27 protein-coding genes and 2 tRNA genes are annotated in these 18,353 nt (G+C 66.2%); 21 read left to right on the top strand and 8 right to left on the bottom strand.

The genetic code is table 11. The annotated features are described in order from the left end of the window. Nucleotides 1-30: 30 nt before the first annotated feature. The 20 genes from AC07YZ_RS04160 (at nt 31) to AC07YZ_RS04255 (ending at nt 10,964) form a co-directional block, all read left to right on the top strand. Nucleotides 31-648 (top strand): Lcl C-terminal domain-containing protein, encoded by a 618-nt coding sequence (locus AC07YZ_RS04160; protein WP_494793807.1) that lies wholly within the window; start codon nt 31-33, stop codon nt 646-648. After that, complete coding sequence (locus AC07YZ_RS04165) at nt 645-875, top strand: PIN domain-containing protein (protein ID WP_494793808.1); 231 nt, start codon at nt 645-647, stop codon at nt 873-875. Before AC07YZ_RS04160 ends, AC07YZ_RS04165 begins: the two co-directional genes overlap by 4 nt. Continuing rightward, on the top strand, nt 872-1,282 hold the full coding sequence (locus AC07YZ_RS04170) for a hypothetical protein (protein ID WP_494793809.1): 411 nt from the start codon (nt 872-874) through the stop codon (nt 1,280-1,282). Before AC07YZ_RS04165 ends, AC07YZ_RS04170 begins: the two co-directional genes overlap by 4 nt. Beyond that, nucleotides 1,279-1,584, top strand: coding sequence for a hypothetical protein (locus AC07YZ_RS04175; protein ID WP_494793810.1), 306 nt, complete (start codon nt 1,279-1,281; stop codon nt 1,582-1,584). Before AC07YZ_RS04170 ends, AC07YZ_RS04175 begins: the two co-directional genes overlap by 4 nt. Next, on the top strand, nt 1,581-2,129 hold the full coding sequence (locus tag AC07YZ_RS04180) for a hypothetical protein (RefSeq protein ID WP_494793811.1): 549 nt from the start codon (nt 1,581-1,583) through the stop codon (nt 2,127-2,129). Before AC07YZ_RS04175 ends, AC07YZ_RS04180 begins: the two co-directional genes overlap by 4 nt. Nucleotides 2,130-2,148: 19 nt before the next feature. After that, nucleotides 2,149-2,487 (top strand): hypothetical protein, encoded by a 339-nt coding sequence (locus tag AC07YZ_RS04185; RefSeq protein ID WP_494793812.1) that lies wholly within the window; start codon nt 2,149-2,151, stop codon nt 2,485-2,487. Nucleotides 2,488-2,522: 35 nt separating this feature from the next. Further along, nucleotides 2,523-2,813: a hypothetical protein gene (locus AC07YZ_RS04190; protein ID WP_494793813.1), complete on the top strand. Its 291-nt coding sequence runs from the start codon at nt 2,523-2,525 to the stop codon at nt 2,811-2,813. Next, nucleotides 2,810-3,457: an HD domain-containing protein gene (locus tag AC07YZ_RS04195; RefSeq protein ID WP_494793814.1), complete on the top strand. Its 648-nt coding sequence runs from the start codon at nt 2,810-2,812 to the stop codon at nt 3,455-3,457. The genes AC07YZ_RS04190 and AC07YZ_RS04195 overlap by 4 nt, the downstream gene beginning before the upstream one ends. Then, on the top strand, nt 3,454-3,963 hold the full coding sequence (locus AC07YZ_RS04200; protein WP_494793815.1) for a hypothetical protein: 510 nt from the start codon (nt 3,454-3,456) through the stop codon (nt 3,961-3,963). Before AC07YZ_RS04195 ends, AC07YZ_RS04200 begins: the two co-directional genes overlap by 4 nt. 33 nt (nt 3,964-3,996) lie before the next feature. Next, a complete protein-coding gene (locus AC07YZ_RS04205) occupies nt 3,997-4,521 on the top strand; it encodes an Lcl C-terminal domain-containing protein (protein ID WP_494793816.1) in 525 nt (174 codons plus the stop codon). Between the two features lie 58 nt (nt 4,522-4,579). After that, nucleotides 4,580-5,089 carry an Lcl C-terminal domain-containing protein gene (locus tag AC07YZ_RS04210; RefSeq protein ID WP_494793817.1) on the top strand — a complete coding sequence of 170 codons (510 nt, stop codon included), beginning with the start codon at nt 4,580-4,582 and terminating at the stop codon, nt 5,087-5,089. A gap of 42 nt (nt 5,090-5,131) precedes the next feature. Beyond that, nucleotides 5,132-5,554, top strand: a complete 423-nt coding sequence (locus tag AC07YZ_RS04215) for a four helix bundle protein (protein WP_494793818.1) — start codon at nt 5,132-5,134, stop codon at nt 5,552-5,554. A 332-nt stretch (nt 5,555-5,886) separates the two neighbouring features. After that, complete coding sequence (locus tag AC07YZ_RS04220) at nt 5,887-6,981, top strand: RNA-directed DNA polymerase (protein WP_494793819.1); 1,095 nt, start codon at nt 5,887-5,889, stop codon at nt 6,979-6,981. Next, nucleotides 6,978-7,733, top strand: a complete 756-nt coding sequence (locus AC07YZ_RS04225) for a hypothetical protein (protein WP_494793820.1) — start codon at nt 6,978-6,980, stop codon at nt 7,731-7,733. The genes AC07YZ_RS04220 and AC07YZ_RS04225 overlap by 4 nt, the downstream gene beginning before the upstream one ends. Then, the gene (locus AC07YZ_RS04230; protein WP_494793821.1) at nt 7,730-8,233 is read left to right on the top strand and encodes a hypothetical protein; all 504 of its coding nucleotides are present in this window, start codon (nt 7,730-7,732) and stop codon (nt 8,231-8,233) included. Before AC07YZ_RS04225 ends, AC07YZ_RS04230 begins: the two co-directional genes overlap by 4 nt. Before the next feature lie 20 nt (nt 8,234-8,253). Next, a complete protein-coding gene (locus AC07YZ_RS04235) occupies nt 8,254-8,478 on the top strand; it encodes a hypothetical protein (RefSeq protein ID WP_494793822.1) in 225 nt (74 codons plus the stop codon). After that, entirely contained in the window at nt 8,475-9,128 is a 654-nt protein-coding gene (locus AC07YZ_RS04240) for an MT-A70 family methyltransferase (RefSeq protein WP_494793823.1), read from the top strand. Before AC07YZ_RS04235 ends, AC07YZ_RS04240 begins: the two co-directional genes overlap by 4 nt. Before the next feature lie 33 nt (nt 9,129-9,161). Next, nucleotides 9,162-9,632, top strand: a complete 471-nt coding sequence (locus AC07YZ_RS04245) for a hypothetical protein (protein WP_494793824.1) — start codon at nt 9,162-9,164, stop codon at nt 9,630-9,632. A gap of 16 nt (nt 9,633-9,648) precedes the next feature. Further along, the gene (locus tag AC07YZ_RS04250) at nt 9,649-9,879 is read left to right on the top strand and encodes a DUF4224 domain-containing protein (protein WP_494793825.1); all 231 of its coding nucleotides are present in this window, start codon (nt 9,649-9,651) and stop codon (nt 9,877-9,879) included. A 26-nt stretch (nt 9,880-9,905) separates the two neighbouring features. After that, nucleotides 9,906-10,964 carry a tyrosine-type recombinase/integrase gene (locus AC07YZ_RS04255; protein WP_494793826.1) on the top strand — a complete coding sequence of 353 codons (1,059 nt, stop codon included), beginning with the start codon at nt 9,906-9,908 and terminating at the stop codon, nt 10,962-10,964. A gap of 81 nt (nt 10,965-11,045) precedes the next feature. On the opposite strand, the gene AC07YZ_RS04260 is transcribed toward AC07YZ_RS04255, so the two are convergent. From AC07YZ_RS04260 to AC07YZ_RS04285, 6 genes are all read right to left on the bottom strand, one after another. Further along, nucleotides 11,046-11,121, bottom strand: a tRNA-His gene (locus AC07YZ_RS04260). 65 nt (nt 11,122-11,186) lie between these two features. Next, the gene (locus AC07YZ_RS04265; protein ID WP_494793827.1) at nt 11,187-13,106 is read right to left on the bottom strand and encodes a SurA N-terminal domain-containing protein; all 1,920 of its coding nucleotides are present in this window, start codon (nt 13,104-13,106) and stop codon (nt 11,187-11,189) included. 92 nt (nt 13,107-13,198) lie between these two features. After that, nucleotides 13,199-13,274 (bottom strand) — tRNA-Val (locus tag AC07YZ_RS04270). A gap of 21 nt (nt 13,275-13,295) precedes the next feature. After that, nucleotides 13,296-13,568 carry an HU family DNA-binding protein gene (locus AC07YZ_RS04275; RefSeq protein ID WP_066158910.1) on the bottom strand — a complete coding sequence of 91 codons (273 nt, stop codon included), beginning with the start codon at nt 13,566-13,568 and terminating at the stop codon, nt 13,296-13,298. Between the two features lie 292 nt (nt 13,569-13,860). Next, nucleotides 13,861-14,952, bottom strand: coding sequence for a tartrate dehydrogenase (locus AC07YZ_RS04280; protein ID WP_494793828.1), 1,092 nt, complete (start codon nt 14,950-14,952; stop codon nt 13,861-13,863). Continuing rightward, nucleotides 14,949-15,845 (bottom strand): alpha/beta fold hydrolase, encoded by an 897-nt coding sequence (locus AC07YZ_RS04285; protein ID WP_494793829.1) that lies wholly within the window; start codon nt 15,843-15,845, stop codon nt 14,949-14,951. The genes AC07YZ_RS04280 and AC07YZ_RS04285 overlap by 4 nt, the downstream gene beginning before the upstream one ends. Before the next feature lie 65 nt (nt 15,846-15,910). Between AC07YZ_RS04285 and AC07YZ_RS04290 the strand changes: the two genes are divergently transcribed. Then, nucleotides 15,911-16,882, top strand: a complete 972-nt coding sequence (locus AC07YZ_RS04290) for a LysR family transcriptional regulator (RefSeq protein WP_494793830.1) — start codon at nt 15,911-15,913, stop codon at nt 16,880-16,882. Here AC07YZ_RS04290 and AC07YZ_RS04295 read toward each other — a convergent pair. Both AC07YZ_RS04295 and pgsA read right to left on the bottom strand, forming a co-directional pair. After that, a complete protein-coding gene (locus tag AC07YZ_RS04295; protein WP_494793831.1) occupies nt 16,833-17,738 on the bottom strand; it encodes a DMT family transporter in 906 nt (301 codons plus the stop codon). The two genes, AC07YZ_RS04290 and AC07YZ_RS04295, sit on opposite strands and share 50 nt — an antisense overlap. 23 nt (nt 17,739-17,761) lie before the next feature. After that, the gene (gene pgsA / locus AC07YZ_RS04300) at nt 17,762-18,331 is read right to left on the bottom strand and encodes a CDP-diacylglycerol--glycerol-3-phosphate 3-phosphatidyltransferase (protein ID WP_226492628.1); all 570 of its coding nucleotides are present in this window, start codon (nt 18,329-18,331) and stop codon (nt 17,762-17,764) included. Nucleotides 18,332-18,353: the final 22 nt, after the last annotated feature.

Below are 18,353 nucleotides of genomic sequence, written 5' to 3' on the forward strand. Positions count from 1 at the left end.
TGCCACTGTAGCCCAGCAAGGCGGTGCCGCATGAACACCGCAGCCACCCACCCCATCCCCAGCGACATCCCCGTCGCCACCACCACGCCACCCGCCATCGGCCAGCACTGGCCCGAAGCCAACGGCATCTACGCCGGGCCAGTGGCCTACCCCGACGGCCGCATCGTCGGTCTGGCCTGGGCCAACGACATCGTCGACCTCGCGCCGCAGCCCTGGGGCGAATACGGCCAGAACGTCGACGGCGCCCGCAGCCACCACGACGGCCGCGCCAACACCCTGGCCATGGCCGCCGCCGGCTGTTCGATCGCACAGCAAGTCCTGCGCGCCGACGGCAACGCATGGATTCCGAGCCAGATGGAGGCGCTGCAGCTCTACACCGCGCTGGACAAAAAGCATCGACCAAAAGGTTGGATCTGGACCAGTACGCAGGGCTCCGGCGACTACGCCTTCGTCCAGGGCTTCGAGTTCGGCGGCTCGGACTGGAGCTTCAAGGGCGTCGACTACCGGGTTCGGGCCGTCCGCGGATTCGTCCTTCATCACTTCACCACTTCAGCCCTTGAAGTGGACCCCAACACCTCCGAAGGAGGTGTTCGCGCAGATTTTTTGGCGCCGGCGAGCGCAATTCAACAGCGTGAGGTAGCGGCATGAACACCCACCCCACCCCCACCCAGTCCGTGCCCGGCATGGTGGCTGTGGAGCTGACCGGCCAAGCCGCCGAAGACACGCTGGTGACCGACTTCGGCGCGCTGACGCTGGTGCCCACGGAAGAAGACGAGTTCAGCAAGCGGCTGCGCCGCGCGGGGTTTTCTGTCGGGCAAAGCCAGCGCAGCGCCGAGCGGTCGGACGCTGACGGCCAGCAAGGCGGTGCCGCATGAGCGCCACCAAGCCCACCACCACGCTGGGCCACGCCCCATGGCCCGCCCGGCCACGCAAGACGCCGCACCGCTACTCGCCCATCAACCCGGCGGACCTGAGCCTGTGCGACGACGCGCTGCCCGCCGCCAGGTCAACCACCGGCAGCAAGTACGCCACGCTGTTCGCCGAAGCGCTCAAGACCGGCCGCGCCATCAAGACGCCGGGAGGCGCCGCGTCCAGCATCTCCACCATAGCCAGAAGCTGGATGCAGCGCCAGGGGATCACCACGCACGCCGCCAGGTCGGTCGGCAACTACGGAGACGGCCACGGCCGCGTGTGGCTTCTACCCATCAACCAAACGACCGACGACCACAGCGCCACGACTGCGGGCAAGGGCGGGCGCGGGAAGAAAGGCGGTGCCGCATGAAGCAACCCCACACCCTGCAGGCCCTGCTGATCAACTGGCTCGCCGCCACCGCGTTCGTCGCGGTGTTCCTCGGCATCGCTCACCAGCTGGACAGCGACACCGAGGCCGCCCGCACCCTGGACGCGCTGGACGCCCAGGCCCTGGCCGCCGAGCACCGCCTGCAGCGCGCGGCGCGGGCGCTCTGCGCTTCCGAACTCGGACACGGCGCCCGGGCCCTATGGACACCCGAGGGGCACCTGGTCTGCCGCCGCGCGCCAGCCAACACCACCACCGTGGCCGCCACCGAAGGAACCCAGCCATGAGCAGCAGCACCACCCCGCCGCGCCACTTTCGGCCGCAGACCGCCCGCCAGCGCCTGGACGTGCTCAACAGCATCGACCAGATCGAACAGCACTACAACGCCCGCTGCATCTCCGAAGACGCCGCCAGCCACCCAGCACCACAACCCGGGCTGAGCGAGGGCACGCGCAGCGCCCGGGCCATCTCCGAAGGCCTGCGCAGCGGCTCCATCCGCCTGCAGCCCGAACCGAGCACCGGGGCCGACACCAACACCCTGGCTGGCGACCCGTATTTGCTGCGAAGCGGCGCCGGCCATCGACATGCCACGCAGGCCGCCACACCCACCACCATGCCCACGCTGCGCGCCGTGAGCGGCGCCCAGGCGGTGCACCCCGGGGCCTGGCCAGCGCGGCGCGCCACGCCGCCCAGCGCACAGGCGCTGCGCAGCACCCCCGAGCCCTCAGACGGCGCCCAGCGCCTCGCCGCAGCACTGGTGGCCGCCATCTACATCGGCACGCTGCTCGCCGTCATCACCATCGTCTACCTCGCCCGCCAGGGCCAGGCCTGACGCAACCGAGGGCCACCCCATGCAAGTCGCCGGCATGCTTTTCCTGCAGCGCACCCGCCCCCTGGTCACACGCAGCGCGAGCAACGAATTCCAGTTGCAGCTGTTCGCGGTGGATCGCATCGGCGTCCATCAAACCGAGGCCTGGGTGCTGCACTGGGCCGGCCCAGCGGCAGAGGCCTTTTGGGGCGAGGAAAAAAACCGCCTGGTGCCCGGCGCCGCCATCCAGGTGCAGGCAGACCGCCCACGCAGCCACGTCACCCGCGGCTGCGCCCCAGACATCCACGCCCGCGCCACCGCCATCGAGGTGGTGGCCGCGCCGGAACCGCGCCGCGACACGTCTGCTGCCGCTGCGCACTGATTCACCCACACCACCCACCGAAAAGCGCCACCACAATGACCACCACCCAACGCACCATCACCATCCGCGGCACCCAGGCCTGGGTCGACATGCCGTCGCCGCGCGTGGGCCGCGCGCTCAGCGCCGAAGACAGCGCCGCGCTGCACGCAGTGACTGCCCTGGCCTCGGCCGGCATCAAAGTGCACTACGACGCCAACCCCCTGGCCACCCTCGCCCAGGATCTGCTGCACCCCGAGCAATACGGCTGGAGCGTGGACGCGGCCGTGCGCGAAGCGGCGCGGCTGGCCCAGGGCCTGGCCGCACAGGAAGGCGGGGCGGCAGCATGAGCTGGATGCTCACCATCACCGGCTACGAACACCGCCTGGCCAGCGGTGCCGCGCTGCTCAACGAGATCAACATCATCGACATTGCCGAGGCGTTGCCGAAGATCAACCGCTACACCGGCCACACCACCCACCCCTACAGCGTGGCCGAACACAGCCTGCTGGTGGCCGACCTCGCGCGCATGGCCGGCGCCACACCCATCGTGCAGCTGGCCACCCTGCTACACGACGCCCACGAGCCCTACACCGGAGACACCGCCAGCCCAGTGAAGCTCGTGCTGGGCCACGCGTGGGAGGTGTTCGAGCACGCCCAGGCCGTGAGCGTGCAGCGCGCGCTGGGTGTGTATACCGCGTCCATCGCCCACCGCGCCAGCATCCGCCGCTGGGACCTCGTGGCCCTGGCCACCGAGCGGCGCGACCTGACGTGCTGGCGCTCCGGCCAGCACAGCGACTGGGCCGTGATCGACAACCCGGCCAACCCCATCAAACCCAGCGAGGCGCACCGGCTCAACACCGACGAGCGCGCGGCGATGACGTGGACCGACTGGCGCGACCTTTTCACGCAAGAGTATTTGAGCCTGCGCGCCCTGGTGGACCGGGATGCAGCGGCGGCCATGGGCGTTGGTGTTGGCGTGGGGGCAGCATGAGCACCAAAGACCACCCCAAGCCCAAGGCCGCAGCCGGGCGGCACGACATCGCCAAGGTCACCCACAGCACCCCCAAGGGCCGCAACAGCACCCTGAGCCGCGGCCGAATCGCCATCGAAGCCACGCTCGCCCAGCTGCCGCGCGGGAAAACGATGCCCGTGGCCGAAGTTGCAGACCGCGTGCAACTGGCCGAACGCACGGTGTCGATCCGCCTGCGCCAGATGCGCCACGACGGCCTCGCCGTCAACGACATGAGCAACGGCACCATTGCGCAATGGCGCCTCACAGCCCAAGGCCGCCGCGCGTTGATCGGCGAAGAACCCGCCGAGCCCGAGACCGAAACACCAGAAGTCAAAACCCCGCCCAACGTGGCCAGCCCGCGCACCTGGCACAGCGGCAGCCAGGCCACCGCCCCCATCGGATCGCTCAACCCGTGGGCCGGTGTGCCCGTGCGAGAGGGCTCGCTGGTGGCGTTTTCGCTGCCGAGCAAGGGCATCAAGGCCTAACCCATCAACCCACCACCAGAAAAAGGAATCCCCATGGAAACCCTCGAAACCACCGCCCCCACCGCAACCATCACCCCGCCCGAGCCCGGCCAGCCCTGGCCCGAACAAGGCGGCATCTACGGCGGCATCCTGCCCGCCATCGGCGACCAGCCGGCCATGCACATGGTGTTCTCGGTCGATGAGGCCGAAGCCCTGGAATGGGGCGAATACGGCACGCTGATCGACGGCGCCGCCAGTCGCTACAACGGCAAGGCCAACACGGCCGCCCTGCTGGCCAGCATCACCGCCGGCAAAACCCACCCAGCCGCCACCTGGGCCACCAACCACGTCAGCGCCGAAGGCCACCAGGACTTCCACCTGCCCAGCCAGGCCGAGCTGTTCATGGCCAGCCTGCACGCCCCTGACGTGTTCAACAAGCGCGGCTGGTATTGGTCCAGCACGCAGGACTCCGGCATCAGCGCCTTCGTCCAGGACTTCGAGTACGGCCTCTCGGACTGGTTCAGCAAGGACAACGACTACCGGGTTCGGGCCGTCCGCTGGATTCACGTCAACCCTTAAGCCCTTCACCCCTTCGGCGGCGCAGCCGCCTTCGCGCGATTTTTTTTGGAGCAACCACATGAAGCAACAACCCCAACGCACCCTGCCGACATTCGGCGAAGTGGTGCCCGGTGAAGGTGGCCGCCTGGGCGCCATCATGCGCGGCGCCGTGGTCGACGGCGTGCGTCAAGCGGATTACGCCGTCATCGTGCCGGACCTGCCCGGCGTGGATCTGGAGTGGGGCAAGCGCGGCCAGGAAGTGCCAGGCGCAACCAGCCTCACCGATGGCCTGGCCAACACCGCCGCCATGCTGGCGACCAAGTGCAAGCCCGCCCTGCACATTGCCAAGCTGAAGACCCCCGAAGGGCACACCGACCTGTACCTGCCCGCCCGCGCCGAACTGTGGGCCCTGCGCGCCAACGTACCCGAGCTGTTTGAGAAGCGTTGGCACTGGTCGAGCACGCAGGACTCCGGCTACTACGCCTTCGTCCAGGTCTTCGAGGACGGCTTCTCGCACTGGCTCAGCAAGGACAACGACTGCCGGGTTCGGGCCGTCCGCCGGATTCCCCTTTACCACGTCAACCCTTGACCCCTTCAACGGCGCGCAGCGCCGTCCGCGCGAAAAATTGACATGAGCCTCGCCCAAGACCTTGAGATTTACAAAGCCGCCGACGCGCTGCTCACGCTCGCGCTGAAAGTGCAGGCCCAGGTGCCACGCTCTTACCGCGTGGCGGTGGGTCAGCGCATCAGCAATGAGTGCGCCGACCTGCTGCTGGCCGTTGCCAAGGCCAACGCGGCCCGGGGCGAGAGCCGCGAGCACCACATCGGCCGCATGCTGGAGCACGCCGAGGCGGCCACGGTGCTGCTGCGCGCGGCGCACAACCTGCGCATCGTGTCCACAGGCATGTGGGCATCTTCCATCGAACTCACCGACAGCGTGGCCAAACAGGCCCACGGCTGGCTCAAGGCCACCACACGCAGCGCGGCGCCACAAGCGCAGAGCCAAAGCGCGGCGGTGGGTTCGGATCTGTTTTCCGCAGCGCCTGCTGCATGACGGTCAAGGCCATCATGACCGAGCGCGTATTGAATCCGGTCGAGCCGCTGGGCGCGGGCACCCCGCTCACGCCCACCGCCATGCGTACCACGGAAACCGGCGCCCAGCAGGGCGTGCTCTGGTCCGACGCAGTTTCCCCGCTGATCGGCGCAAGCCTTCGGCCGGGCGACGTAGATAGCACGACACAACGCAGAACTCCGGCAACAACGCCTTCGTCCAGGACTTCGAGAACGGCAACTCGAACTGGAACAACAAGGACAACGACTACCGGGTTCGGGCCGTCCGCGGATTCAACCCCCGGCCACCATGACGACGGTGGCCACCCATTCACCATGGCCGACCTGGTGCACGCCTGGCTGGACTGCCGCCGCAGCAAGCGGCAAAGCGCCAGCGCCTTGGAGTTCGAGCGCAACGTGGAACACAACCTGTGCCTGCTGCGCCACGAACTCATCAGCCAGAGCTACGCCCCAGGCCGGTCCATCTGTTTCGTCGTCACCCGCCCCAAGGCCCGGGAAGTGTGGGCCGCCCAGTTCCGCGACCGCGTGGTGCACCACCTGCTCTACAACCACATCGCACCCCGGTTTGAAGCCTCATTCGTGGCCGGCACCGCCGCCTGCATCAAGGGCCGGGGCACGCTCTACGCCGCCCAGCGCCTGGAGGCTGACGTGCGCAGCGTCACCCAGAACTGGAAACACCCGGCGCACTACCTCAAATGCGATCTGGCCAACTTCTTCGTCAGCATCCACAAGCCCACCCTGCTGCAGCGCCTGAACGCCCGGGTGCATGAACCCTTCTGGCGCTGGCTCACCGCCACCGTTCTCATGCACGACCCGCGCACCGACTTCGAACTGCGCGGCGACCCCACCCTGGTGCAGCGCGTACCACCCCACAAACGCCTGCTGAACGCGCCGGAGCACACCGGCCTGCCCATCGGCAACCTCAGCAGCCAGTTTTTTGCCAACGTGCTGCTCGACAGCCTGGACCAACACGTGAAACACCACCTGCAGCACGCCGGCGGGCGCCACTACGGCCGCTACGTCGACGACTTCTACCTACTCCACCCATCACCCCAGCGCCTGAACGAAGCGATGGCCAGCACCACCCACCACCTGGAAACAAAAGTGCACTGCCGCCTGAACCCCAGCAAGACCGTGCTGCAGCCCATCGCACGCGGCATCGACTACGTGGGCCACGTCATCAAACCCTGGCGCCGCACCACCCGCCCGCGCACCCTGCGCACCGCCCTGCAGCGCCTGGCCACCATGCCCGCCGATGACATCTTTGCAGCCGGCAACAGCTACCTCGGACTGGTGCGCCAGGCCAGCCACAGCCACCACGACCAGGCGCTGATTGCGCGCTTGCTGCTCGACCGCGGGCACGCCGTGTCCGGCGACCTCACCAAGATTTATCGGAGTGCAACAGCATGAAAGAGCGCCTCATTCTTATGAGCGCGCCGATGGTGGTCGCATCAATCGGCGGATCGAAGACTCAAACGCGGAGGGTTGTCAAAGACCAGGAAGCCATCAACTTCATGGCCGGCGATCAGGACGATCCGGATAACGAAGGACTCGGCTTGCGATGGGGACAACTTCGAGACGACAACGGCCACCTCTCAAAACCTCAATGGCTTGCCTATTGTGCCGACTACCCAGAAGAGGGTGCGATCGGTCTGGGGACAGCCTACGGCCAGCCCGGCGACTTGCTGGTTGTCCGCGAAACCGTCTATGCATGGGGCCGGTGGGAAACGCGCTTCAACGCCAAGAAGGGCCGCGACGAGTGGCGCTTTGTCGATATGACCCTGGAGAGTGGCCGCACCTATTGCTATGCCGAAACCAGCGCCAACCCAGGCCCAAAGGGACTGAAGCGGTCCGGCGGCGTGGCGCCCGCATGGTGGAAGCGTCCCGCCATCTTTATGCCGCGCGCCGCCAGCCGCATCATCTTGGAAGTGACAGACGTGCGCATCGAGCGCCTGCAGGACATCAGTGCGGCCGACTGCATCAGCGAAGGTATCGGGTTCGAGGTCCGGTACGGTGGCCACTGCCTTCCGGACGGCTCGCACTTTCACTGCACAGACCCGCGCGAGAGCTATTGGAGCCTATGGGAGGCGCTCAACGGACCAGGAAGCGTCGAGGCGAATCCGTGGGTGTGGGTGATCGGCTTCCAAAGGACCACATCATGACCCGAAAAACCACCCGCTACGCCAGAACCCGCGCCAAGCAACCGCAGCGCCGCGACGGCATCGCCGTAGCCCGCATGCACAACACCCGGCTCACCCAGCCCGAGATCGAGCGCATCCTGGCGCCCTGCCGCCGCGCCGTCCAAGCATTCCGCACCGGCCGCGGCACATACGACCAGTGGGTCGTGCTCTGCACCGCCGGCCACATGGCCGAGGCCATCGAAGACGGCGGAGTGATCCGAGGCCAGCGCGAGATCATCGCCGACGCCAACACCGCGCTGGACGCCATCGGCGCGCGCGCAGGCCGCAGCGCGAGCACCTGGTGCACCACCACACTGCACGGCCACGAGATCACCGCCCTGGCCGACCTCGTGGCCGCCCACAGCCGCCAGGTGCACGAGCTCACGTACAGCGAATACACCCGCGCCGCAAACAAAGCCGTGGCCCGCGTGTCCACCATGGGCGGGAAAGTTTTTCGAATCGAAGCGAGCGCGCCAGCATGACGACAACAGAAAGACCACCCATGACCACCGCTGAGACCAAGGCGGCCGGCATCACAGCGGAACAGTACGGTGCCGCGATACCGGAATGCTGCGAGTACCAGGGACTGCAAGCGCACATGGACGGCCTGATGCTGTGCTGGCGGCTGACGGCAGCAATCGAGGCGGGGCGGCCGATGGATTGCGGAGGCTGCGATATGGCAACACGGAAGCCGGCCAACGCAGAGTTGAAGGGCGCCGCGCAATGACGTTTGTGGAAACCTCCGCCGCTTATTCGGCGTCCGCTTCGAACGCCGGGTTAGCCGTTGCCTTGCCCCGGACGGTTGTGGCCGACCCGCCGTGGTGGCCGAGCCTGCACAAGAACACGAAGGGGCGCATGGAAGGCCCGTACCGCGCCGGCCCGCAGCGCTACTACCGGCTGATGGAAGTGGCCGACATCGAGGCGATGGCGCCGGAGACGCACGCGAAAGCGCACCTATGGCTGTGGGTGCTGAACCAGCACGTTGATTGGGGCTACCGCGTGGCGCGGGCCTGGGGTTTCGAGCCGCAGCAAATGCTGACATGGGCAAAGCCGGCGCTTGGCACCGGGCAGTTTCAGTGCAACAGCGAGAGCGTGCTGATTTGCCGCAAGGGCGGGCCGACTGGCAACGCCTTCGGCAAGACCGGCGGGACGTGGTTCGAGTGGCCACGCCGCCGGCACAGCGAGAAGCCGGAAGGGTTTTACGACCTGGTGGAGCGGGTGTCACCGGGGCCGTACTTGGAAATGTTCGCCCGCAGGAGCCGGCCGGGCTGGACGGCGATGGGCGACCAACTGGACGCTGACGCGCCGATTCTGGCGACGGCTAACGCCAGCTTCAGCCGAGGCCCGTCAGGGCCGTCGGCTGGAAGCGATAGTTAGAAGTCACTGGTATTTTCCATTTTGGAAACACCCATGAAAACGTATAGAGACTGGCCACTTCTTGATTCAATGCCGGCAGGTTGGGTACGCGACAACACCGGAAGCCCGCTTGCTGGATATGTTTTCATCACAAACGGGAAAAGCGTCATTGCTGGCCAGAAAAGGGCGCTGCTACTTGTTCGGGAGCGACAGTCTTCGCTGTTTTTTTCAGAAGCGCCGACACCTACTTTGTGCCGGGCTGCCGAACCGAAAACTACGAAGCCGAAAGTAAAACAGACGGAACAAGAAGCTAGCGAAACGGCGCGCACAGTTAATGATCTTGCCAGGGCAAGGCTAAAACAGAAATTGCTTGCAGACATTCTCGTTGACCTAACGATTTGTGAAATAGAGGGATGGAGTAAGCGCGAGTACATCATGTCTTTACAGGATTTGATCAACGGAATAGAGATCGGCGATGCACTTGTGACTTCTAACACAAATTCTGGAACGCACACCGTCGGATAGCACCGGAGGCCAGACCATGACCACCCGCCCCGACCTCACCGACGAAGAGATAGACGAGATCTGCGCCGGCTTGACGCAGAACCACGCCAAGTGCCGCTATCTGCGCGGCCTGGGCCTGCGCGTCGAGCGGCGGCCCAACGGCAGGCCGCTGGTGGCGCGGGTCGAATGGGAGCGGCGCCTGGTCACCAGCCAAGGCGCACCAACAGCTGGCGCCGGCAACGCGCCAAAATGGAAGGTCGCGGCCTGATCTGAGCTGCGCAAAGGAGAACGCCCATGGCTCGAACCCGAGACCGCAGCAGCGCGGAAGGCTTGCTGCCGCGCATGGAATCGCGGCCGTGGTCTGACGGCAATACCATCACCTACCGCTACCACCCCATCGGCGGCAAGCCGATGAACTTGGGCACCGACAAAATGGCCGCGCTGCGCCGCGTGCTGGACATGAACGGCCAGAGCGACAACTACGGCACCCTGAGCTGGGTGTGGGGTGAGTTCCAGAGCGCCACGCGGTGGACGAAGCTGGCCGAAACCACCCGCACCGACTACAACAGCGCCTGGAAACAGATCGAGCCCGTGCTGGGGCACCTGGCCATGAGCAGCATCGACTCGCCCACGGTGGCCCGCTACGTCCACATCGAGCGCGCCAAAGCACCCAGGCGCGCCGACATTGAAAAGTCCTTGCTCTCGCGCCTGTTCGGCCACGGTATCAAGCTGGGCGTGTGTACCGTAAACGCAACAATCGGTGTAGAGCCGCATGGCAGCGAGCCGCGCACCGAGGTGCCCGACGTGGACGCGCTGGCCAAGTTCCTCACCTGGCTGCAGAAACAGACTGTGCAGCGCCAGATCATCGGGATGATGGCCGAGTACGCCAGCCTGGCCGGCAACCGCCGCGTGGAGTTTCTGGATCTGTCCTGGCCACAGATCGACGAAGCGGCCAAGGTGGTGCGCACCAAGCGGGCCAAACAGCGCGGCAAGAAGCGCGGCGAGGTGATCGAGCTTGTGGCCATCACGCCGGCGCTGCAGGCCCTGATCGACCGGCTCAAGGCTGTGCGAGCCACCCGCGGGGTGGATTGCCTATACGTGTTCCCGACGCGAGGAAACAACGCCTACACCGACCGAGGGTTCAAGACGTTGTGGCAGCGCTGCGTACTCAAGGCGATCAAGGACAAGGTCATCACCGCCGAGCAGCGCTTCACCTTCCACGACCTTCGCGCCCACTACACCACCGTGCACAAGGCCCAGCACGGCGAGCTGCCCGATCTGCACGCCAACAAGGCCACGACGGCACGGGTCTACGACCGAACAAAGCTGGTCAACCGGAAGGCTTTGGGCTGACGAATATTCCCACCGTGGGAATTTTCAGGGCCTCAGAAACGACAAAGCCCGATCGAAACCGGGCTAAGTACTTGATTCATATGGGGTGGCTGATGGGGCTCGAACCCACGACAACAGGAATCACAATCCTGGACTCTACCAACTGAGCTACAGCCACCGCAAGCCTTGCATTATAGCGCGAAGAACCCGCCCCACCGGAGCGGGAACGGGCCGATTTCAAACTCAGCGCGCAGCGGCCGGCGCAGCGGCGGGTTCCGGCACCAGCATGCGCACCTTGAAGCGCTCCTTGAGCGCCTCGTAATAGGCCTGGCTCTCGGCCGATGCCCACCACTGGCTGTACTGCTGAACCTCCTGCGCCAGAACCGGTGCGTCCCGCGTCTCGCGGGGCAACACCTTCTCAACCTTCACCACGGCGTATCCCTGATCGCCCAGGTCCACGCCGACCCAGGCCGGCAGCGCACGCGGATCGGCGCTGAGCGCGGCATTGAGCACCGGCTGGGCCAGCCCCTGCGCCTTGTCGCGCGACACCGTGAGTGCCGCGGCCAGGCCCGTGGCTTCACCACCGGCTTTCCAGGCATCGAGCTGCTTCATGCCTTCGCTCTTGGCCAGTTCGGCCGAACGCTGGGCCACCAGCAGGGCACGCACCCGGTCACGCACTTCGGCCAACGGCTGGGTCCGTGCGGCGGTGTATTGCACGACCCGTGCCGAGGCCAGTTGGCCCGACGCGGTTTCGACGGCCTCGGTGTTGCGCTTTTTCTCGATCGAGTCCGGGGCAAAAATGGCGCCGAGCAGGCGTTCGTTGGCCAACACACCCGCATCGGGCCGGGGTTGACGGGTCAGCCCCTTGGCGGTGCGCAGCGTCAGCTTGAAACGGTCGGCGGCGGGCTTCAGGCTATCGGCCTGTTCGTACACCATGTTGCTGAAGGCTTCGGCGGTTTCAGCGAACTGCTTCTGTGCTTGCTCTTTCTTCAGGCTGGCCTCGATCTCGGCGCGCATCTCGTCAAAGCTGCGCTGCTTGGGCGCCTTGATGTCGGTGAGCTGGATGATGTGGAAACCGAACTCGGTTTCCACCAGATCGGAAATGCCGCCCTTGGCGAGCGAGAACACCGCGTCTTCAAAAGGCTTGACCATGGCCCCACGGGCGAAGAAGTCCAGATCGCCCCCATTGGCGGCCGAGCCGGGGTCCTGCGAATTGGCTTTCGCCACCGCCGCAAAGGTCTGGGGTGCCTGGCGCACCTGGACCAACAAGGCCGCCGCGCGTTCACGCACCTTGTCCTTGTCGGCCGCCGACGCACCCGCCGGCACGCTCAGCAGGATGTGGCTGGCGCGGCGCTCTTCGTCACCCGAGAGGCGGCTGGCGTTCTGGTCGTAATAGGCGCGCACGTCGGCCTCGGCCAACACGATCGATTGCTGCAATGTCGAGGCGTCAAGCACCAGGTACTCCACATCGGCCTGCTCGGGGGCCTGGAACAACGCCGGGTTCGCGTTGTAGAAGGTTTCGATCTCGGCGTCGCTGGGCGAAACGCGGGCCGCGAAGTCGCTGGCGGCGAAACGCGCCACGCGCACTTCCCGGCGCTCGAAGAATGCGTTGAGCGACACCTCGGCCAGCGCGCCGGGCGCGAAACCCGAGCCCTGAATGCCTTGCACGACCTGTTGCTGCGAGAGGTCGGTGCGCACCCGGGCTTCGAACATCTCGGGCGTCATGCCCTGGCGCCCCACGAGTTGGCGATAGGCTTCCACGTCGAGCGTGCCGTCGGGCTTGCGCAACGTGGCGATCATCTGATTGCCCTGCAGTTCGTTGGCCAGCCGTTGATCGCTGGTGTACAGGTTGAACTTCTGCGCCGCCGTCGCCAGCACGCGTTCGCGCACCATGCGCTCCAGCGTGGCGTAGCGCGCCTGATCGCTGTCCAGCAGCTTGGCATCGATCGTGGGCATGGCCTCGCGCAGGCGCTGCGACTCGGCCTGGTGCGCCTGGTCCCATTCGGTCTTGGTGATGTCCTGCCCATCCACCGAGGCCACCGGTTCACCCCGCGCATTGAAGTCGGTGAAGCCCTGGATGCCGAACAGCACAAAGGAAGGGATGATCAAAATCATCAAGAAACCCATCAGGTACTTCTTGTGATTGCGGATGGAATCGAACATGCCTTGAAACCCTGAAACAGGAAGTCGGCTCCGGCGGACAAGTGCCTGAGCCGACAACAAAAAAGGCGAACCCGGGTTCGCCTTTTCGATGGTGGTGGGTGCTGACGGGGTCGAACCGCCGACCTACGCCTTGTAAGGGCGCCGCTCTACCGACTGAGCTAAGCACCCCACCGGAAAACCGGAGGCGCTTCAGTTCAGCGCATCCTTCAGTGCCTTGCCCGGACGGAACTTCGGCACCTTGGCGGCCTTGATTTTAATCTCAGCGCCGGTGCGGGGGTTGCGTCCCTTGCGGGCGGGACGTTTGGTCACAGCAAAAGAACCAAAACCCACCAAGGAAACCGTGCCACCCTTTTTCAGCGTGGTGCGGATCGCGGTGATGGTGGAGTCCAGCGCACGGGTTGCGGCCGCCTTGGAAATATCGGCATGCTTTGCAATGTGCTCGACGAGTTCTGTTTTGTTCACAAATAGCCCCTCATGAAGTGATTGGAAGAATCTGTATGGACAAGTTGCTTGCCAGAAACGGTGCAGCGTCCGCGGGCAAAAAACCTTGATCGCTCTAGATCGTATTTGTCAGGCGGCGGGACCGGAAGCAATGCCAGGTGATTAGACCCACGGGGCTGGCCCGCTGTCAATACGCACTGGCACCGCGGCACGGGCCGCCTGAACGGAACGCGAGATTCTAGACGCTTTGATCACCTGCGAAACCGGTGGCGTGAAATATGGCACATCCGGGTCGCAGCACACATGATCTTCGTCAGGCACCGAGCGCCTGCGCTATGGCAAGGCCCACATCGGCGGTGCCCGCCGTGCCCCCCAGATCGGGCGTGCGCGGCGCACCACTGCCCGGCTGCAGCACCGACTCGATGGCGCGCATCACCGCGTCGTGCGCGTCGCGATGGCCCAGGTGGTCGAGCATCATGGCGCCGCACCAGATCTGGCCGATCGGGTTGGCGATCCCTTTGCCAGCGATGTCGGGCGCCGAGCCGTGCACCGGTTCGAACAGCGAAGGGTGCTGGCGCGTCGGGTTGAGGTTGGCGCTGGGCGCGATGCCGATGGTGCCGGTGCAGGCGGGGCCGAGGTCGGACAGGATGTCGCCAAACAGGTTGCTGCCCACGACCACATCGAAGAAGTCGGGGCGCTGCACGAAGTGCGCGGTGAGGATGTCGATGTGGAACTTGTCCACGGTCACGTCCGGGTACTGTTTTGCCATCTCGGCCACGCGCTCGTCCCAGTAAGGCATGGTGATCGCGATGCCGTTGCTCTTGGTGGCGCTGGTCAGGTGCTTCTTGGGCCGTGAGCGCGCCACTTCAAAGGCGTAGCGCAGCACACGGTCCACGCCGATGCGCGACATCACCGTTTCCTGCACCACGATCTCGCGCTCGGTCCCGGCGTACATGCGCCCACCGATGCTGCTGTATTCGCCTTCGGTGTTCTCGCGCACGATGACCATGTCGATCTCGCCCGGCTGGCGCGGGCTGCCATCGCGGCGCACCACCGGCGCGGTCACGCCCGGCATGAGCCGGGCGGGACGCACGTTGACGTATTGGTCGAACTCGCGGCGAAACAACAACAGCGAGCCCCAGAGCGAGACGTGATCAGGCACCCTGTCGGGCCAGCCCACGGCGCCAAAGTAGATCGCGTCGTGGCCGCCGATCTGCGCCTTCCAGTCGTCGGGCAGCATCTTCCCGTGTTTTTCGAAATAGTCGCAGCTCGAAAAGTCGAAGTGGTCGAACTGCAGCGGGATCTTGAACTTGGAGGCCGCGGCCTCCAGCACACGAATGCCTTCGGGCATGACTTCCTGGCCGATGCCGTCGCCGGCGATGACCGCGATGCGGTGTTTGCTCATGGGTTCTCCTGGGTATCCACTGAAAAGAATGAAAAGGCTTCGGCGGTCAGAAGCGCTGGGGCCTCTTCCGCCAGGTAGTGGCCACAGGGCAGGCTGCGGCCCGATACCTCGATGGCGCGCTCGCGCCACAGCGCCAGCACATCGAAACAGCGCGCCACCGTGCCGTGCTCGCCCCACAACACGCGCAGAGGCTGCGTGAGCCGATGGCCGGCCGCGACGTCGGCGCGGTCGTGTTCGAGATCGATGCTGGCGCTGGCGCGGTAGTCCTCGCAGATCGAAGTTGCCGTGCCGGGCAGCGCGGCGCAGCGTTCGTACTCGGCCAGTGCCGCAGCGTCGAACGGGGCAAGTCCCGCGTACCGGCTGCCCATCACGTTGCGCACGTAACGCGCGGGGTCGGACGCGATCAGCGCCTCCGGCAGGGTTGGCGGCTGGATCAGGAAGAACCAGTGCCAGTACGCCCGCGCGAACGCCTCGGAGGTCTGCGCATACATGGCCAAGGTGGGCGCGATGTCGAGCAGCATCAGCCGGCGCACCGCCTGCGGCTGGTCGGCCGCGAGCCGGTGGGCCACGCGGGCGCCGCGGTCGTGCGCCAGCACATCGAAGCGCCGAAAGCCGTGGTGCGCCATCACCGCCAGCGCATCGCGCGCCATCTCGCGTTTGCTGTGGGCCTGGTGCGCATCGTCGGGCGCGGGGCGGGCGGAATCACCGTAGCCGCGCAGGTCCATCAGCACCACGGTGAAGCGTTCGGTCAGCGCGGGCGCCACGCGGTGCCACATGGCCATGGTCTGCGGATGGCCGTGCAACAACAACAGCGGAGGCCCCTCGCCGGCCACGCGCGTGTGCAGCTGCACGCCATCGCGGTCCACGGTGTGGGGCAGAAAACCGTTCAACATGGGCGCAAGCATAGCCCCCGTTGCAGCAATAATTTAGCAATCAATTCATTCTCCTAAGGAAACAATTGGACCGCTCCGATCTTGAACTCGTGCTCGCCGTGCGCCAGCACGGCAGCCTGGTGATGGCGGCCAAGGCGCTGCAGCTGGCGCCCTCGGCGGTCACCAAACGCCTGGCCGCGCTGGAGGCCCGCCTGGGCCTGCGCCTGTTCCAGCGCACCACCCGGCGCGTGAGCCCCACGGCCGAGGGCGACACCCTGTGCGAACGCGCCGTCCACCTGCTGCGGGCCTTTGACGAGGTCGAGTCCGAACTGCGGGAACGTCAGGCCGAGCCGGCCGGCCCCATCCGCCTGGCGGCCACCTTCGGTTTCGGCCGGCTCTGGGTAGGGCCCGCCCTCGCGGACTTCCAGGCCCGCCACCCAGGCACCCAGGTCCAGCTGCAGCTCACCGAACAACTGCCCGATCTGGCGGTGGACGGTTTTGACGGCGCCATCTGGCTCTGGAACGCGCCCGGCGAGCGGGCCACCGAATGGGTCTCGCGCCGGCTCGCGGGCAACCAGCGTGTGCTGGTGGCCGCGCCGCGCTACCTCCAGCAGCACGGCACACCCCGCCAGTTGCAGGACCTCGCCGACCACGCCTGCCTCGTGGTGCGGGAAAACGGGGGCGGGCCGGGCCAGCGCTTTGACCACTGGCGCCTGCAACGCGAAGGGGAATCGACGGTGCGGCACACGCCGGTGCGTGGGCCGTTGTCCAGCAACTCGGGTGAGATGGTGCGCGACTGGTGTCTGGCGGGGCACGGCATCATGCTGCGCAGCCTGTGGGACATCGCGCCGCAACTGGCCAGCGGCGAACTGGTGCGCGTATTGCCAGCCTACGCCATGCCCGATGCACACATTCATTGGCTGGCGCCCTACCGGCCCCAGGTGCCGCGGCGCATCCGGCTGCTGGTCGACTTTCTGGCGCAGCGCTTTGCCGACGAACCCTGGAGGTTCAGACCGGCTTGGGTGGCCGCACCACCAGGCTCACCCCGAAAGCGGTGAGCGCGATGCCGGCCACGGTCACCACCGTGATCGGCTCACCGAACAGGCCCCAGGCGATCAGCGCCGTACAGGGCGGCACCAGGTACATCAGACTGGTGACCGAGGCCGCCGCGCCACGCTGGATCAGCATGTAGAGCAGCGAACTGCCGCCCAGTGTGAGCCCCAGCACCGACCAGGCCATGGCGCCGGCCAGCTCGGCGTTCCAGCGCATGGCCTCGGTCTCCAGCAACGCCAGCGGCAGCGTCACCACCAGCGCCGCGATCAGCTGTACGGTGTTGGCGCTGCGCACGTCGCAGGGCTGCACGAAACGCTTCTGGTACAGCGTGCCGGTGGTGATGGCGAACAGCGCCATCACGGCAAAACAGAGGTTGAGCCAATTGGCCTGGTCGCCCGGCCCGCCCGCGCCGAACTTGCGCAAGACCACCAGCACCAGGCCGGCAAAGCCCAGCAGCAGACCGACCCACTGGCGGCGCGACACGTGGGAACCGGGGCCTCCCATGGAACTGAGCCAGACCGCGGTGAGCACCGGCTGGATGCCGACGATCAACGCAGACAGACCCGAACCCATGCCGGCCTTGACCGCGGCCCAGACACCACCGAGGTAGCCCGCGTGCATCAGCACCCCGGTGACCAACAGGTGCAGCCACTGGGCGCGGCTCTTCGGCCACCGGACCCCGGCGAACCAGATCCAGGGCAGGAAGCACAGGATGGAGAGTGCATAACGCACCGCCAGGAACTTCATGGGCGGCGCGTGTGGCATGCCGTAGCGCGCCACGATGAAGCCGGTGCTCCAGATCAGCACGAACACCCAGGGCATGGCGCGCAGCCACGCGTTGTCTTGCACGGGAGATGTCATGGGGGAGAAGCGCGCGGGCGCGCTCAGTGCGAACGGGCGCGGATTTCCGGCAGGGCTTTTTGCAGGTAATACACCATGGACCAGACGGTCAGCACCGCCGAGATCCAGATCAGCCAGGTGCCCCACAGATGTGTGTCGATCACCCCGAACAGCTTGCCGTTGAACAGCAGGAAGGGGATCGCTGTCATCTGCACCGTGGTCTTGAGCTTGCCGATCATGTGCACCGCCACGCTCTTGGTCGCGCCGATGATGGCCATCCACTCGCGCAGGGAAGAAATGGCGATTTCGCGGCCGATGATGATGAGCGCCACGAACACGTCGGCCCGCTCCAGATGCACCAGCACCAGCAGGCTGGCACAGACCAGGAACTTGTCGGCCACGGGGTCCAGGAAAGCGCCGAAGGCCGAGGTCTGGTTGAGCTTGCGCGCCAGAAAGCCGTCGGCCCAGTCGGTGGCAGCGAACACCACAAACATCACCGTGGCGATCAGGTTCTGCCGTGCCGGGTTCATGCCTTCCAGATAGAACACCCCGATGATCAGCGGGATGGCGACGATGCGCGCCCAGGTCAGCAGGGTGGGAAGGTTGAAGAACATGCCGCGATTATGGCGGAGCGCC

It is taken from the genome of Hydrogenophaga sp. GW101-3F08, assembly GCF_059424585.1.